The sequence below is a fragment of the Planctomonas deserti genome, from assembly GCF_003067705.1.
Taxonomy (GTDB): Bacteria; Actinomycetota; Actinomycetes; order Actinomycetales; family Microbacteriaceae; genus Planctomonas; species Planctomonas deserti.
Genome location: NZ_QANL01000001.1, coordinates 269,315 through 284,339, shown reverse-complemented (window position 1 = coordinate 284,339; position 15,025 = coordinate 269,315). Strand labels below are relative to the sequence as shown.

At 72.8% G+C, this 15,025-nt stretch carries 11 protein-coding genes and 1 riboswitch; of the genes, 8 read left to right on the top strand and 3 right to left on the bottom strand.

All coding sequences use genetic code 11. The annotated features are described in order from the left end of the window. Window positions 1–149: 149 nt before the first annotated feature. The 7 genes from DAI20_RS01275 to DAI20_RS01245 all read left to right on the top strand — a co-directional run bounded on the left by DAI20_RS01275 (window position 150) and on the right by DAI20_RS01245 (window position 10,991). Complete coding sequence (locus tag DAI20_RS01275) at window positions 150–3,782, top strand: S8 family serine peptidase (protein WP_108248776.1); 3,633 nt, start codon at window positions 150–152, stop codon at window positions 3,780–3,782. A 109-nt stretch (window positions 3,783–3,891) separates the two neighbouring features. After that, a complete protein-coding gene (locus DAI20_RS01270) occupies window positions 3,892–5,127 on the top strand; it encodes an ROK family transcriptional regulator (RefSeq protein ID WP_108248775.1) in 1,236 nt (411 codons plus the stop codon). Between the two features lie 61 nt (window positions 5,128–5,188). Continuing rightward, window positions 5,189–6,472 carry an extracellular solute-binding protein gene (locus tag DAI20_RS01265; protein ID WP_108248774.1) on the top strand — a complete coding sequence of 428 codons (1,284 nt, stop codon included), beginning with the start codon at window positions 5,189–5,191 and terminating at the stop codon, window positions 6,470–6,472. 91 nt (window positions 6,473–6,563) lie between these two features. Further along, window positions 6,564–7,589, top strand: a complete 1,026-nt coding sequence (locus DAI20_RS01260) for a carbohydrate ABC transporter permease (RefSeq protein ID WP_108248773.1) — start codon at window positions 6,564–6,566, stop codon at window positions 7,587–7,589. Continuing rightward, window positions 7,586–8,506 (top strand): carbohydrate ABC transporter permease, encoded by a 921-nt coding sequence (locus tag DAI20_RS01255; protein WP_438501970.1) that lies wholly within the window; start codon window positions 7,586–7,588, stop codon window positions 8,504–8,506. Before DAI20_RS01260 ends, DAI20_RS01255 begins: the two co-directional genes overlap by 4 nt. After that, window positions 8,503–10,053 carry a beta-N-acetylhexosaminidase gene (gene nagZ / locus DAI20_RS01250; RefSeq protein WP_108248772.1) on the top strand — a complete coding sequence of 517 codons (1,551 nt, stop codon included), beginning with the start codon at window positions 8,503–8,505 and terminating at the stop codon, window positions 10,051–10,053. Before DAI20_RS01255 ends, nagZ begins: the two co-directional genes overlap by 4 nt. Continuing rightward, entirely contained in the window at window positions 10,050–10,991 is a 942-nt protein-coding gene (locus tag DAI20_RS01245) for an ROK family protein (protein ID WP_108248771.1), read from the top strand. Before nagZ ends, DAI20_RS01245 begins: the two co-directional genes overlap by 4 nt. 76 nt (window positions 10,992–11,067) lie before the next feature. Here DAI20_RS01245 and DAI20_RS01240 read toward each other — a convergent pair whose 3' ends face one another. From DAI20_RS01240 to DAI20_RS18370, 3 genes are read right to left on the bottom strand one after another with little or no spacing between them, the layout of a single operon-like run. Continuing rightward, complete coding sequence (locus tag DAI20_RS01240) at window positions 11,068–12,234, bottom strand: N-acetylglucosamine-6-phosphate deacetylase (RefSeq protein WP_108248770.1); 1,167 nt, start codon at window positions 12,232–12,234, stop codon at window positions 11,068–11,070. 52 nt (window positions 12,235–12,286) lie between these two features. Next, a complete protein-coding gene (purU, locus tag DAI20_RS01235; RefSeq protein ID WP_108248769.1) occupies window positions 12,287–13,153 on the bottom strand; it encodes a formyltetrahydrofolate deformylase in 867 nt (288 codons plus the stop codon). 45 nt (window positions 13,154–13,198) lie between these two features. Continuing rightward, a complete protein-coding gene (locus DAI20_RS18370) occupies window positions 13,199–13,342 on the bottom strand; it encodes a hypothetical protein (protein ID WP_159084870.1) in 144 nt (47 codons plus the stop codon). On the opposite strand from DAI20_RS18370, the gene DAI20_RS01230 reads away from it, so the two are divergent. After that, the gene (locus tag DAI20_RS01230; RefSeq protein WP_108248768.1) at window positions 13,341–14,567 is read left to right on the top strand and encodes an MFS transporter; all 1,227 of its coding nucleotides are present in this window, start codon (window positions 13,341–13,343) and stop codon (window positions 14,565–14,567) included. The two genes, DAI20_RS18370 and DAI20_RS01230, sit on opposite strands and share 2 nt — an antisense overlap. Before the next feature lie 279 nt (window positions 14,568–14,846). After that, window positions 14,847–14,928: riboswitch (ZMP/ZTP riboswitch) on the top strand. Window positions 14,929–15,025 lie beyond the last annotated feature (97 nt).

The following is a 15,025-nucleotide window of genomic DNA, read 5'->3' as shown; positions in this document are numbered from 1 at the left end:
CTCTGCTGCGCCCCGCCCCGTGCGGGTATGTGTCCTATCGCGGAAACCGGAGTTTCCGTCGTGCGCAAATTCGGGGTTAGGTTGGTCCTCGTGTGCGGACCCGACCGCGCTCACCCCCTGCACTACCCCCCATTGAATAGGACACATACGTGAGCGCACGATTCGGGTTGGGCACCCCTCTGCCCAGGCGGGCCGGACTCCTCCGCAGGGCGGTCGCCACGACCGCAGCGGCCGGGATCCTGGCCGGCGCGCTGGTTGCCACGGGAGGGGCCGCGAACGCCGCGCCCTTCGCCGGCGTCCAGCAGCCGACCTCCTTCGAGGACGGCCGGTACATCGTCACCCTCGTCGACGACGCCGTCGCGACCTACGAGGGTGGGGTCGCGGGTCTTCAGGCGACGAAGCCGGAGGAGGGCACCCAGCTCGATGCCCGCTCGGCGCCCGCGGAGGACTACAGCGAGCACCTCGAGGAGACCCAGGAGGCCGTCGCCGACAGCGTCGGCGCCGAGATCGACTACTCCTACACGCTCGCGCTCAACGGCTTCACGGCCGTGCTGACCGCGAAGCAGGCGGCGGAGCTCAGCACCCGCCGCGACGTCGCATCCATCCAGCGCGACGAGCTGCGCAAGGTGACCGCGACCCCGAGCACCGAGTTCCTCGGCCTCGAGGGGGAGAACGGCGTCTGGGCCCAGACGGGCGGCGCCGAGACCGCGGGCGAGGGAATCGTCCTCGGCGTGCTCGACACCGGCATCGCGCCGGAGAACGCCTCGTTCGCGGGCGACGCGCTCGGCACGGCGGCCGGCGACGAGCCGTATCGCTCGGGCGACGCGATCCTCTACGAGAAGGCCGACGGCGGCACGTTCACCGGCGCCTGCCAGACCGGTCCGGCTTTCGGCGCGGATGACTGCAGCACCAAGATCATCGGCGCCCGGTACTTCGTCGCCGGCTTCGGCGCGGACAACATCGGCGACGGGTCGACGGGCACGGGGGAGTACCTGTCGCCGCGCGACGGGGACGGCCACGGCTCGCACACCGCGAGCACCGCCGCCGGCAACCACGAGGTGGAGACGACCGTGCTCGACCGATCGTTCGGCACGATCTCCGGCGTCGCCCCGGCGGCGAAGGTCGCCGCCTACAAGGTCTGCTGGAGCGGACCGGACAACGCGTCCAGCGAGGACGACGGCTGCGCCAACTCCGACCTCGTCGCCGCCATCGACCAGGCCGTCAAGGACGGTGTCGACGTCATCAACTTCTCGATCGGCGGTGGCTCGGCCACCACGACCGTCTCGCCCACCGACGAGGCCTTCTTCGGCGCGGCGGCGGCCGGAATCTTCGTCTCCGCCTCGGCGGGCAACTCCGGGCCGGGCGCGTCGACGCTCGACAACGCGGCTCCGTGGATCACGACCGTCGCGGCGAGCACCATCCCCAGCTACGAGGCCACGGCCACGCTGGGCGACGGCCAGGCCTTCCCCGGCGCGTCCATCACGGTGACCGAGCGCCTCAGCGGCCCGCTGGTGACGGCGGCATCCGTCGCCGCGGCGGGCGCAGAGACGCCCGAGCTCTGCGGCCCCGGCACCCTCGACCCGGCCAAGGCGGCCGGCATGATCGTGCTGTGCAACCGCGGGGTCGTCGACCGCGTGGCGAAGTCCGCGGAGGTCGCCCACGCGGGCGGCATCGGCATGCTGCTCGTCAACACGACCCCGGGCTCGGTCGACACGGATGCCCACGGCATCCCGACCGTGCACCTCGACGCCCAGTACTACGAGGCCGTCGCCGCGTACGCCGCCACCCCCGGCGCGACCGTGACCTTCTCCGAGGGCAACACAACGGAGATCGTCGTGCCGACGCCGCAGGTCGCGGGCTTCAGCTCGCGCGGACCGGTGCTCGCCGACGGCAGCGACATCCTCAAGCCGGACATCGCGGCCCCGGGCGTCGCGATCCTCGCCGCCGGACCCAACCGCGAGGGCGAGGAGGGGACGTATGAGTTCCTCTCCGGCACCTCCATGGCGGCGCCGCACGTCGCCGGCCTCGCCCTGCTCTACCTGGGCGAGCGTCCCGCGGCGACGCCGGCCGAGATCAAGTCCGCACTCATGACGACGGCGTACAACACCGTCGACGCCGAGGGCGCCGCGGTCCCGAATCCCTTCGCCCAGGGCGCGGGGCACGCCGACCCGACCCGGTTCTTCGAGCCGGGACTGCTCTACCTCAACGGCCAGGCCGACTGGCTGGCCTACATCCAGGGCGTCGGGGCGTACGACCTCGGCATCGACCCCCTGGACCCGAGCCAGCTGAACCTCGCGTCGATCGCCATCGGATCCCTCGCCGGAAGTGAGACGATCACGCGCACCGTCACCTCGACCCAGGCGGGCACGTTCACCGCGGACGTCGACGGCCTCGCCGGCGTGGATGCGGTCGTGAGCCCGTCGACGCTCGAGTTCACGGCGCCGGGCCAGGAGCAGAGCTACACGGTCACGTTCACGCGCACCGACGCCCCGCTCGACGAGTTCGCCACGGGGTCCCTTACCTGGACCAGCGGCGACACCGAGGTGCGCAGCCCCGTCGCCGTGCAGCCGGTCGCCCTCGCGGCACCGGGCGCGGTCGAGGGGACGGGCATCACCGGGTCGGTGGACGTCCCGGTCACGCCGGGCAGCACCGGCGAGGTGCCGCTCGAGGCGTCCGGACTCGCGGCGGGCACGAAGATCGCGAACGCCGACGACCCCGCGTCGCCCTACACGGGCACCGGCGGAACGGGCGACCAGCGCGAGTACGAGGTCGTCGTACCCGAGGGCACGTCGCTCGCACGCTTCAGCCTCGACGCCGCCGACGACACCGGCGACCTCGACCTGTACGTGCTGCAGCTGGACGCGGAGGGCACTCCCGTGACGCAGTTCTCGGCCGCCACCGGCGCGGCCGACGAGCGGGTCGACCTCCCCTCGCCCGACGCCGCAACGTACGTCGTGGTCGTCGACGTCTACGCGCAGGGAACGGGGGAGAACGCGGGCTCGTTCGACGTCCGCTCCTTCCTGCTGCAGCCCGGCAGCGGCGAGGGCGCCTTCACCGTGACGCCGCAGGTCCTCGCCGGGGTGCAGGGCACCCCCGCGAGCTACACCGCGTCCTGGACCGGTCTCGCCCCCGAGACCGAGTACCTGGGTCTCGTGGAGTACGGCGACACCGGCCTCTCCACGGCCGTCACCGTGTCGTCCGGTCCCGCCGACGAGGTGCCGACGCCGCAGGCACCGGTCGCCACGGCTCCGCCCACCATCTCGGGCACGCCGCTCGTCGGGCGCGTCCTCCGGGCGACGCCGGGCCAGTGGGACACCGAGGGCCTGACCTACGCGTACCAGTGGCTCTCCGACGGCGAGCCGATCCGGAACGCGACCTCGGCGAGCTACCGCGTGAAGGGCGCCGACCAGGGCGCCGCGCTGTCCGTCGTCGTGACCGCGACCGCCGAGGGCCGGCCCGCCGGCACGGCGCAGTCGGCCGAGGTGACGGTGAAGCACGCCGCGACGGTGAGGGTGCGCCTCGACCGGCACATCGCGCTCTCCTCGCAGCGGGTGAAGGCGACCATCGTCGTGAGGAGCTCCGCGGACGCGGCGCCCACCGGCACCGTCGCCGTGACGGTCGGCTCGCGCACGCTCGACGTGACGCTCGACGACCGCGGGCGCGGGACGGTGACGCTGCCGAAGCTCGGCCGCGGCGCGCACGCGGTGACGGCGTCCTACGCGGGCGACGCGTCCACCGCCGCGGCCAGCAGCCGCCCGGACTACGTCTGGGTCGTGTTCTAGCCGACACCAACGAGTGACAGGGGGGCGGGCACCGGACGGTGCCCGCCCCCCTCGTCGTGATCGAAATGATCCTTGTCACCGGATATGTTCGTACGCTTTACTAACAAACATGACCGAGGCACGGCCGTCGACGGAGACGGGTGAGGGGAGGACCCCGCGGGCGAGCGCCCCCGGGGGTGGCGCCGCGCCGCGGTACGCCCCAGGCCGCGCCCTCCGCCCGAGCGTCAAGCTCCTGCCCGAGCACGCGCGGGGGCACAACCGCTCGCTCGTGCTGCAGACCCTCTACCGCGGTGGGCGGCTCTCCCGCGCCGATCTCGCCCGGCGCACCGGCCTCACCCGGGTCACAACCTCCGATCTCGTCGCCGAACTGCTGGACGACGCCCTCGTCGTCGAGGTGGGACAGCGCGAGGGATCCCGGCCGGGGAAGCCGGCGACCCTTCTGGAGGTGAACCGGTCCGGCCATCAGATCATCGGCCTCGACCTGTCGGAGCGCGGGGTCCTGCGCGGCGCCGTCCTCGACCTCGACGGCCTGGTCGTCGCCCGGGCAGACGCCGAGCGCGGCGACGCGGCGGGCGAGCAGCTCCTCGCCGCCGTCGTGACGCTGGCCAGGCGAGTCGCGGCTCTCGCGACCGCGCCCGTGCTCGGCGTCGGCGTGGGGACGCCGGGCGTCGTGGACCCCACCGGCACCGTGCTCAGCGCCCCGAACCTCGGCTGGACCGGCGTCGCCCTGCAGTCGCACCTGTCGCTCGAGCTGGGCCTGCCGGTCGTCGTCGCGAACGACGCGAACGCGGCGGCGCTCGCCGAGCACACGTTCGGCGGCGCCGAGAGCGATCTGATGCTCATCCGTGTCGGTCTCGGTGTCGGCGCGGGACTGCTGCTCGGCGGCTCACCGCTGTTCGGCAGCAGGTACGCCGCCGGAGAGATCGGTCACGTCGTCGTCGGAACAGACGGCGGCGAGCGGTGCGCCTGCGGCAAGCGGGGCTGCCTGGAGACCTGGCTGAGCGAGCCGCGGCTCACCGGCGAGCTCGCGCGCATCCGGACGGAGGGCGGCTCCCCGGAGGAGGCCGAGCGTCGCGGTGACGCGGTGCTGCGGGAGGCGGGCAAGCGGCTCGGCATCGCGCTCGGGCCCGTGGTCGGCGCGCTCAACCTCGCCGAGATCGTGCTCAGCGGGCCCGAAGAACTCCTGGCCGGGCCCCTCCTCCAGTCGACGGCCGACACCGTCCGCGCACGGACCATGCAGACGTTCTCGAGCGAGCTCGTGCTGCGCACCACCGACCTCGGCCCGGACATCGTCCTGCGCGGTGCCGCGGCCCTCGTGCTCTCCGGCCGGCTCGGAGTCTCGTGAAGACCGGGCGCCCGCTCCCCGCGGACGCCCGCCCACCCGCACCAGGAAAGGAAACAGCGACATGAAGAAGTTGGCTTTCGCGGCGATGGGGGTCGCCGCAGCGCTCACGCTCGCCGGATGCTCCGGCGGAGCGGCATCGTCCGGCGGAACGGGCGGAGGCGGTGGCGGCGACGATGCCGAGATCCGCGTCTGGCTCAACGGCACGGACACCCCCGACGAGGCCCGCGACTACCTGAAGACCACGTTCGAGGACGAGCACCCGGGCTCGACCCTCACGATCGAGGAGCAGAGCTGGACCGGCATCGTCGACAAGCTGACGACCAGCCTGTCCGGCAGCGACAGCCCCGACGTTGTCGAGGTCGGCAACACCCAGTCCTCGGCGTTCACCTCCGCGGGCGCGTTCCTCGACCTGTCCGACGAGTACGAGGAGCTCGGCGGGGACGACCTCCTGCCCGGCTTCGTCGAGGCCGGCACGTACGACGGCACCTTCTACGCGGCGCCGTACTATTCCGGTGCCCGGCTCGTCTTCTACAAGAAGGACCTGTACGCCGCCGCCGGCCTGAGCGTCCCCACGACGCTCGACGAGTACGTCGCCAACGGCGTCGCGCTCGCCGCGGCGAACCCGGGTGTCTCCGGCATCTACTTCCCTGGCCAGGACTGGTACAACGCCCTCCCCTTCATCTGGGAGAACGGTGGCGAGATCGCCACGGAGGAGGACGGGAAGTGGGTCGGCGGGTTCTCCTCGCCGGAGTCGCAGGCCGGCCTCGAGCAGGTGCAGACGGTCATGACGACGGCATCGCTCGCGCCGAAGGACGGGAACGAGACGGATCCGCAGGTGCCGTACTGCGCCGGCACGGTCGCTCAGCTGTCGGCGCCCAGCTGGGTGCGTTGGTCGATCCTCGCCCCGGCGGACGCCGACGCCCCCGGCTGCCCCGACCAGGAGGCCAACCTGGGCGTCTTCGCGCTTCCCGGCAAGGACGGCGGCGCGGCGCAGGTGTTCGCCGGCGGATCGAACGTCGCGGTGGCGGCGAAGTCCGCCAACCCCGACCTCGCCGTCGACGCCCTCAGGATCATGCTGAGCGACGAGTACCAGACCATCCTGGGGAAGGCGGGGCTGGTGCCCGCGAAGGTCTCGCTCGCGAGCACGATCGGCACGGACGAGGCGGCCACCGCCATCACGGAGGCCGCGAAGAACGCCAAGCTGACGCCCGCCTCGCCCCGCTGGGCGGACGTCGAGGCGGCGGGCATCCTGCAGGACTTCTTCGTGAAGGTGGCCCAGGGCGGCGACGTGGCCGCCCTCGCCGAGGAGCTCGACGCCCGCATCGAGGAGATCCTGAACTCCTGAGCGAGGGAGCGCAGCCGTGGGCGGGGGAGGCTCCCCGTCCACGGCCCCTCCCGCCCCCTCACCCCCACCGACGACGACGAAGCGAGGACGCATGACCATCGGCCAGGACGTGCTGCGCGCCGACCGCCCGACGGGCCGACGCGACGGCGGACCGGACTCCGGACGGTCATCCCGCGGCCCCCGCGGCCCCCGCGGCTCCCGTGGCTCCCGCGGCGGATCCGGAGCGAGGCGGCGCGCCGGGCTCACCCCCGCCGCTCTGCTCGTGCCGTCCGCTGTGGTGCTGATCGTCGTGGTCGGCTACCCCCTGGTCACGCTGCTCGTCATGTCCTTCCAGGAGTTCGGGCGGGCGCAGGCCTTCGGCGCCCCGGCGCCCTTCGTCGGATTCGACAACTACGTGCGCGTGCTCACCGACAGCACGTTCTGGACCGTGCTGATCCGCAGCCTCGCGTTCTGCGCCGTGAACGTCGCGGCGACCATGACGCTCGGCACCCTGCTCGCCCTGCTCATGCAGCGCCTGGGACGGTTCCTGCGGCTGCTCGTGTCCGTCGGCCTGCTGCTCGCCTGGGCCATGCCCGCGCTCACGGCCGTCATCGTGTGGGGCTGGATGTTCGACACCCAGTTCGGCGTCATCAACCACCTGCTCACCGTGCTGACCGGCACGGACTTCGCGAATCACTCCTGGCTCATCGACCCGCTGAGCTTCTTCCTCGTCGCCACGGTGATCATCACCTGGCAGTCGGTGCCGTTCGTCGCCTTCACCGTGTACGCCGGGCTGACACAGGTGCCGGACGAGGTGCTCGAGGCGGCGCAGCTCGACGGTGCCGGCCCGGTGGCGCGCTTCCGGCTCATCGTCTTCCCGTACCTGAAGTCGATCTTCCTCGTCGTGACGGTGCTGCAGGTGATCTGGGACCTCCGGGTTTTCACCCAGATCTTCGCGCTGCAGGGCATCGGCGGCATCCGCGAGCAGACGTCGACCATCGGCGTGTACATCTACCAGACCTCGCTGGCGGGTGGCGAGTACGGCACGGGCGGTGCCATCGCGGTGCTGCTGGTGATCCTGATGCTGGCCATCTCCCTCTACTACGTACGGGCCACCCTCAAGGAGGACGAATCGTGACGACGACCGCCGCGCCCCTAGCGCCGCTCGCGCCCCCGCCTGACCGGGGAGGCCGGCGCCCGTCCTCCCCGGCCCGGCGCCGCCGCAGGGCGGTGGACGTGCTGCTCGGCGCCATCGCCGTCCTCGTGTTCGTGTGCTCGGTCTTCCCCGTGTACTGGATGATCAACACGTCGCTGATGCCGAACAACGAGACGCGCACGCTGGTGCCGAACTTCGTCCCGTCGACGTTCACCTGGCGGAACTACGAGACCGTCCTGTCCGGCGCCGGTCGGGCGGACTTCCTGCCCGCCCTCGCCAACTCCGCGACGGTGACGCTGCTCACGGTCGGCGTGTGCCTCATCTTCGCGTTCCTCGCCGCGCTCGCCGTCACGCGCTTCCGCTTCCGAGGCCGCCGGGCGTTCGTGCTCACCATCCTCGTCGTGCAGATGATCCCCGGTGAGGCGATGATCATCTCCACCTACCGCGTGCTCGACGGCTGGCAGCTGCTCAACACCATTGCCGGCCTCACCCTGGTCTACGTCGCGACCGTGCTGCCGTTCACCATCTGGACGCTGCGCGGCTTCGTGAACGGCGTGCCCATCGAGCTCGAGGAGGCCGCCATGATCGACGGGTGCTCGAAGTCGGGCGCGTTCTGGCGGGTCACCTTCCCCCTCCTCGCCCCCGGGCTCGTCGCGACGGGCGTGTTCGGCTTCATCCAGGCCTGGAACGAGTTCCTCCTCGCCCTCGTCGTGATGTCCCGCCCCGAGAGCATGACCCTTCCCGTCTGGCTGCGCACGTTCCAGCAGGCGACCACCACGACGAACTGGGCGGCGATCATGGCGGGCTCGACGCTCATGGCCATCCCGGTCATCGTGTTCTTCCTGATCGTGCAGGGTCGCATGACCTCGGGTCTCGTGAGCGGGGCGGTGAAGGGATGAGCGGCGACGTCCGCGCGCTCGTCCTGCGCACGCTGCTCCCCGGGTTCATCGGCACGGAGCTGCCCGACTGGGTCGGCGCGCTGCTGCGGCAGGGGCTCGGCGGCGTGTGCCTGTTCGGTGAGAACATGCGGTCGCGGAACCAGCTGCGCGCCCTCACCGACGCGGTCCGGGCGGCGAATCCCGACGCGCTCATCGCGATCGACGAGGAGGGCGGCGACGTCACCCGGCTCTACTACGACGAGGGGTCGCCGTTCCCCGGCGCGGCCGTCCTCGGCCTGCTCGACGACGAGGAGCGTACGGAGGCCGTGGCCCGCCGGGTCGGTCAGGAGCTGCGTCGGGTCGGGTGCACCCTCGACTTCGCGCCCGTGGTCGACGTCAACTCGAACCCCGACAATCCGGTGATCGGCGTGCGCAGCTTCGGAGCGGACGCCGCCGATGTGGCGCGGCACTCCGCGGCGTGGGTGCGCGGGCTGCAGGCCACGGGAGTCGCGGCGAGCGCCAAGCACTTCCCGGGGCACGGCGACACCGCGGACGACTCGCACCTGTCCCTGCCCGTCGTCGACCGCTCCGTCGAGGAGCTCGCCGAGCGCGAGCTCCTGCCCTTCGCCGCGGCGATCGGCGCGGGCGTGCGGACGATCATGACGTCGCACATCCTCCTCCCGCAGCTCGATCCGGCGAATCCCGCGACGCTGTCCGGGGAGGTGCTCGGCGGCCTGCTCCGCGGCCGCATGGGCTTCGAGGGGTTGATCGTCACCGACGCGCTCGACATGGCCGGCGCGAGTGGCGGCACGGGCATCCCGCACGCCGCCGTGCGCGCGATCGCCGCCGGCTGCGACCTGCTCTGCATCGGCACGGGCAACACGGCCTCGCAACTGGCGGAGATCGTCGAGACGGTCGAGCGGGCCGTCGCGTCCGGTGCGCTGACCGAGGCGCGGCTGGCGGACGCGGCGGGGAGGGTCGTCGCGCTGGCACGCGGCCTGCCGGCGCCCGACCCGGTAGTCGCGGCGCCGGAACCCGATCCGAGGCAGGAGGCGCGAGGGGACGCGGCGCTCGTCGCCGCCTTCCGCGCCGGACGGAGCAGCGTGACAGGGGCGGATCGCGCCGCGCTCGCCGCCGGCTTCGGCCCGCGTGGAGAGCGTCCGCTCGTGCTCGTCCGGGTCGACAGCCACCCGAGCCTGGCCATCGGCCGGGCGCCGTGGGGGCCCTTCGCCGAGCTCGAGGCGGAGGAGCAGGCCGGCTGGTCCGGCTGGTCCGGCTGGTCCGACTGGTCGGATGTGCCGGTGCTGGCGGTCGCGGAGGACGCCCCGGGTGTGCCCGACGAGCTGTCTCCGGACGCCCGGGTCGTCGTGGTCGGCCGGTCCCTCCACCTGTTCCCCTGGGCCACCGCCACCATCGACGAGCTGCGTGGCTCGGGACGGGACGTGCTCGTCGTGGACATGGGTTGGCCCGCCGAGGACAGGCGGTACGCCGATGTCGCGACGTTCGGTGCGAGCCGGGCCGTCGGCCGCGCGCTCCTGGCCCTGCTCTCGGGGGAGGCCGCGGCGTGAGGGCGGGCCTGGACATCGGCGGCACCAAGACGCACGCGGTCGTCGTCGACGACTCCGGCGCGCCGATCCACTCCCTGCTCCTGCCGACGGGATTCGGCGCGGACGCCGTCGTCTGCACCGCGGTCGCCGCCGTGCAGGGTCTCGCGGGGCTCGCCGGCATCGAGCCCGCGGACTTCGTCTCGATCGGCGTCGGCATCCCCGGCACCGTCTCGCCCGCGACCGGCACCGTGTCGCACGCCGTCAACCTCGGCTTCGAGCACCTGGCGCTGGGCCCGGCCCTCGCCGACCGATTGTCAGCGCCGGTGCGCGTGGAGAACGATGTGAACGCTGCTGCGCTCGGCGCGTACTCCCTGCTCGGCGTCGACGCCGAGGCGTCGATGGCCTACCTCAATCTCGGCACCGGGCTCGCCGCGGGGCTCGTGCTCGAGGGCCGCCTCTGGCGGGGCGCGGGTGGAGCGGCCGGGGAGATCGGTCACATCCCCGTCGATCCGCACGGCGAGGTGTGCCCGTGCGGGCAGCGCGGTTGCCTGGAGACCGTCGCGTCCGGGTCAACCATCGCCCGTCAGTGGCCGACCACGGACCCGCATCCGGCCCGTGCGCTCTTCGCCGCGGCCGCGGCGGGGGACCCCGTCGCCGTAGCCGTGCGATCCCGGCTGCTGGAGCACATCGCGGCCGCCGTGCGGATCCTGGTGCTCACGGTCGACCCCGAGACCGTGGTGATCGGCGGCGGGCTCAGCTCGCTCGGGGACGACCTCCTGCGCGACCTGCGTGCCGTGCTCACCCGCTGGGAGGAGGGCTCGCCCTTCCTGGCCTCCACCGCGCTGCCCGGCCGGGTTCGCGTGCTGCCCGCGGAGTTCCCCGCGGCGGCCGTGGGGGCCGCGCTCGTGGGTGCCGCGGAGGAGTCGCTGAGCGTGAACGGCATTCCCTACGGAGCCTGAGGCGGGAAGCCCTCCGGCGCCCGGTCCGGTCGACGGAGCGGTCCCGAGCCCGTCGAAGGGGCGGGACCCCTGGCGCTCAGAACTCGTCGGTGGGGATGATCGCCCCGCAGGCCCACACCCGCAGCACGTGCCAGCGCGAGTCGAGGAGCACCGCGTCGGCGACGTGCCCGGGCTTGAGAAGGCCGTGCTGCGCCTCCAGCCCGAGCGCCCGGGCGGGGGCGAGGGTGAGGGCGGCCACGGCGACCTCCGGCGTCACGCCGACCTCGGTGATCGCGATCCGGAGCGCGGCGTCCTGGGTGAGGGTCGAGCCCGCGATCGTGTCGGTCCCGGCGAGCAGCGCGGCGCCGTCCTGGACCGTGACGTCCAGCTCGCCGAGCCGGTAGTCGCCGTCGGCGGCGCCCGCCGCGGCCATCGCGTCGGACACCAGGGCCACGCGACCCGGCGCACCCGCGAACAGCAACCGCGCGACGCTCGGGTGCACGTGCAGGCCGTCGAGGATCAGTTCCAGGGTCACGAGCGGATTCTCCATCGCCGCGACGACCGGCCCGGGACTGCGGTGGTGGATGCCCTCCATGGCGTTGAACGCGTGCGTCAGCAGGCGAGCGCCGCGCTGGAACGCCTCGCGCGCCTGCTCGAAGCCGGCCTCGGTGTGCCCGACCGCCACCGTCACCCCCGCCGCCGTCAGCACATCGATGGACTCCAGCGCACCCGGCAGCTCGGGCGCGAGCGTGATCTGCCGCAGGGTGCCGCGCGAGGCGGCGAGCAGTCGCTCCACCTCGGCCGGCTCGGGGCTGCGGACGTGGTCCGGGCTGTGCGCGCCCCGGCGGGGGGATGCGATGTACGGGCCCTCGAGGTGGGAGCCGAGCACGAGGGGGTCCCGCTCGGCGAGGTCCGCGATCCCGGCGAGACTGCGCTCGAGCGCGTCCAGCGGATTCGCGACGAGCGAGATGACGGAGCGCGTCGTTCCCCGCGCTCGGTGGGTGGTGAGTCCGGCGCGGACCTCGGCCGGCCCGTCGTCGAACGCGTGCCCGCCGCCGCCGTGGCCGTGCAGGTCGAGGAAGCCGGGCGTGAGCCAGTGCCCGCCGGCGTCGACGATGCTCTGCGGGCTCACACCCTCGGCGTGCTTCCGCCAGCCGTCGCCCGTGCCGGTCGCCGTGATGGTGAGGCCGTCGGCGACGAGCCAGAAGTCGTCGATGTGGCCCTCCGCATCGACCTTGCGGGCACTGTGGACGAGGAGGCTCATGGGGGAAGCGTAGTGAGCAACCCCGGCCCCGCAGGGCGCCCGGGCCGTGTCGTCAGCGGAAGATGATGGTGCGCGCCCCGTCGAGCAGCACGCGGTTCTCCGCGAACCACTTCACCGCCTGGGTGAGGGTGCGGGACTCCTCGTCCTGGCCGATCGCCATGAGCTCGGCGGGCGTGCGGGAGTGGTCGACCCGCACGACGTTCTGCTCGATGATCGGGCCCTCGTCGAGATCGCTCGTCACGAAGTGCGCGGTCGCGCCGATGAGCTTCACGCCGCGGGCGTGCGCCTGCTTGTAGGGGTTCGCGCCCTTGAAGCCGGGCAGGAACGAGTGGTGGATGTTGATGGCCCGGCCGCTCAGCCGTTCGCACAGCCCGGGCGAGAGGATCTGCATGTAGCGGGCGAGCACGACGAGCTCGATGTCGTGCTCCTCGACCGCCTGGATGACCCGCTCCTCCATGGCGGCCTTGCTCGCCGCATCCGTGACGTGGAGGTGCTCGAACGGCACGCCGTAGAAGCCCGCGAGGTCGCGCAGGGTCTCGTGGTTGCTGAGGACGAGGGGGATCTCGACGGGCAGGTGCCCCGTGCGCTGCCGGAACAGCAGGTCGCCCAGGCAGTGCGCGGCCGTCGACGCGAGCACGAGGGTCCGCAGCGGCCGGCCGACGATATCGAGCTGCCAGGTCATGGCGTACCGCTCGAGCACGGGGGCCAGGGCGCCCGCGAACTCCTCGCGCGACGCGTCGGACTCGACCTGCAGGCGCATGAAGAACCGCCCGGTGTCGGCGCTCGAGAACTGCTGCGACTCGGTGATGTTGCCCCGGGCCTGCACCACGGCCCCGCTGAGCGCGTGCACGATGCCGGGCTCGTCGGTGCAGACGATCGTGAGGACCCAGTGCGTGATGGCCGAGGGCTGCGAAGTCATCCGAACAGGATAGGCGCTCGGCGGGACGCGCCTCCGCCGCCGTGGCTAGAGCGAGCCGCGGGAACCCGGGCGCCCGCCGCCGATCTCGCCCGTCCACAGCCCGTCGGCGGTAGGATCGATGCTGGTCGAGCGGATCTCGCCGGCCCCGGGAGCTCTCCCGCCGTTCCAGTCGCTCTGGATGCCTGTCATGACCACCACCGCGCCGGTGCCTGTTTCCGCGCCCGCTGCCCGCCCGTTCCCCTACCTCGGCCTCTGCATGCTCGCCGTGGCGATCTTCCTCAACGTCACCATCGAGATGATCCCCACGGGACTGCTGCCCCTGATGAGCGCCGACCTCGGCGTGAGCGAGTCGCTCGTCGGCCTGCTCGTGACCGTGTTCGCGTTCACCGTCGTCGTCACGAGCACCCCGCTCGTCGCCCTCACCCGCCGGCTGCCCCGGCACGCGCTCGTCGTGGGCGTGCTCGCCGTCTTCGCGGCGAGCAGCCTGCTCACCGCGGTCGCCCCGACCTACGAGCTCGTCGTGGCGTCCCGGGTGTTCGGCGGACTCGCGCACGGCGTGTTCTGGGCTGTCGTGGGCGCGTACTCCTCCTACCTCGTGCCGAAGGACCAGCTGGGCCGCGCCGTCGCCATCACGCTGGGCGGCGGCTCGCTCGCGTTCGTGCTCGGAGTGCCGCTCGGCACCGCCCTCGGGCAGCTGCTGGGCTGGCGCGCGACGTTCGGCGCGCTTGCCGGGCTGGTCGCACTGGGCGCGCTGCTCGTCTGGCGATTCCTGCCCCGGGTCGACCACCTCGCCGCCGCGGACGCGCCGGAGGTCGCCGCGAGCACGGCCGGGCGCCGGCCGTCCATCGGCGGCGTCGTGCTGCTCTGCATCATCACCGGCGTCATCATGGTCGGGCAGTACACCTTCTACACGTACATCGCCCCGTTCCTCTCCCGTGAGGCGGGGCTCGGCGACGCCGCCGTGAGCCCGCTGCTGTTCGCCTACGGCATCGCTGGCGCGGTCGGCCTTGCCGTCGTCGGCGCTTACCTCGGACGCAGGCCCCGCGTCGGGCTCGTCGTGTCGCTCGGCGCGACGATCCTCGCCATCACCCTCCTCGGTGCGTTCCCCCACGTTCCGGTCGTCGCGATCCCGGCGTTCGCGCTGTGGGGCCTCGCGCTCGGCGGGCTCCCCGCCCTGCTGCAGACGCGGATGCTGCACATCGCGCCCGCCCGCATCCGCGACACCGCGAGCGCCTTCTTCACGACCGCGTTCAACATCGGCATCGGCGGCGGCGCCCTTGTCGGGGCGATCGTGCTCGAGACGCTCGGCCTGCGGGCGATCCCGTTCGTCTACCTCACCATCCTGGTGATCGCGCTCGCCGTGGTGCTCGTCTCCGACGCGCTCGCCTCCCGCGCCCAGGCCCGCACCGCCTGACGCACGCCGGCCCGGCGCGCCCCACCGCCCCATCTTCGCGCCGGTCCGATCCGCACCGGTCCGATCGCACCCACCCTCCTCCACACCGTTCCGAATTCAGGCCGTGCTGCGACACGCCGCGTTTCGAGACGTCCAACTGTGGCGTGTCGCAGCTGAGCCTGGATTGCGAACGGGCGGACACGTGAACGGGGTCGGGTCGGATGAGCCCGGCGAACAGGACGGGTATGAGCGGACGGGAACCGCGCGAACAGGGCGGGCCGCGCGGACCGGCTGGTAGCATTGCGGCGTCGCGACTGGCGTTCGGATGGGTCACCATCGGGGAGCGACTGACACGGATCGGCCGTACGCCTGGGCCGCTTTCCCCCACCCCCGCGGACACCGCGGGGCGAGAACGATGCAGGCCGCAGGATGCGGTCCGCACGTTCCCGGTGCCAGTGCAAGCCCAAGCCAGCTGAGGA

What these genes read in the sequence shown, in the direction of transcription:
- DAI20_RS01270 (WP_108248775.1), top strand. Translation starts at nt 3,892, where the DNA reads ATGACCGAGGCACGGCCGTCGACGGAGACGGGTGAGGGGAGGACCCCG.
- DAI20_RS01265 (WP_108248774.1), top strand. Translation starts at nt 5,189, where the DNA reads ATGAAGAAGTTGGCTTTCGCGGCGATGGGGGTCGCCGCAGCGCTCACG.
- DAI20_RS01260 (WP_108248773.1), top strand. Translation starts at nt 6,564, where the DNA reads ATGACCATCGGCCAGGACGTGCTGCGCGCCGACCGCCCGACGGGCCGA.
- nagZ (WP_108248772.1), top strand. Translation starts at nt 8,503, where the DNA reads ATGAGCGGCGACGTCCGCGCGCTCGTCCTGCGCACGCTGCTCCCCGGG.
- DAI20_RS01240 (WP_108248770.1), bottom strand. Translation starts at nt 12,234, where the DNA reads ATGAGCCTCCTCGTCCACAGTGCCCGCAAGGTCGATGCGGAGGGCCAC.
- purU (WP_108248769.1), bottom strand. Translation starts at nt 13,153, where the DNA reads ATGACTTCGCAGCCCTCGGCCATCACGCACTGGGTCCTCACGATCGTC.
- DAI20_RS01230 (WP_108248768.1), top strand. Translation starts at nt 13,341, where the DNA reads ATGACCACCACCGCGCCGGTGCCTGTTTCCGCGCCCGCTGCCCGCCCG.
- DAI20_RS18370 (WP_159084870.1), bottom strand. Translation starts at nt 13,342, where the DNA reads ATGACAGGCATCCAGAGCGACTGGAACGGCGGGAGAGCTCCCGGGGCC.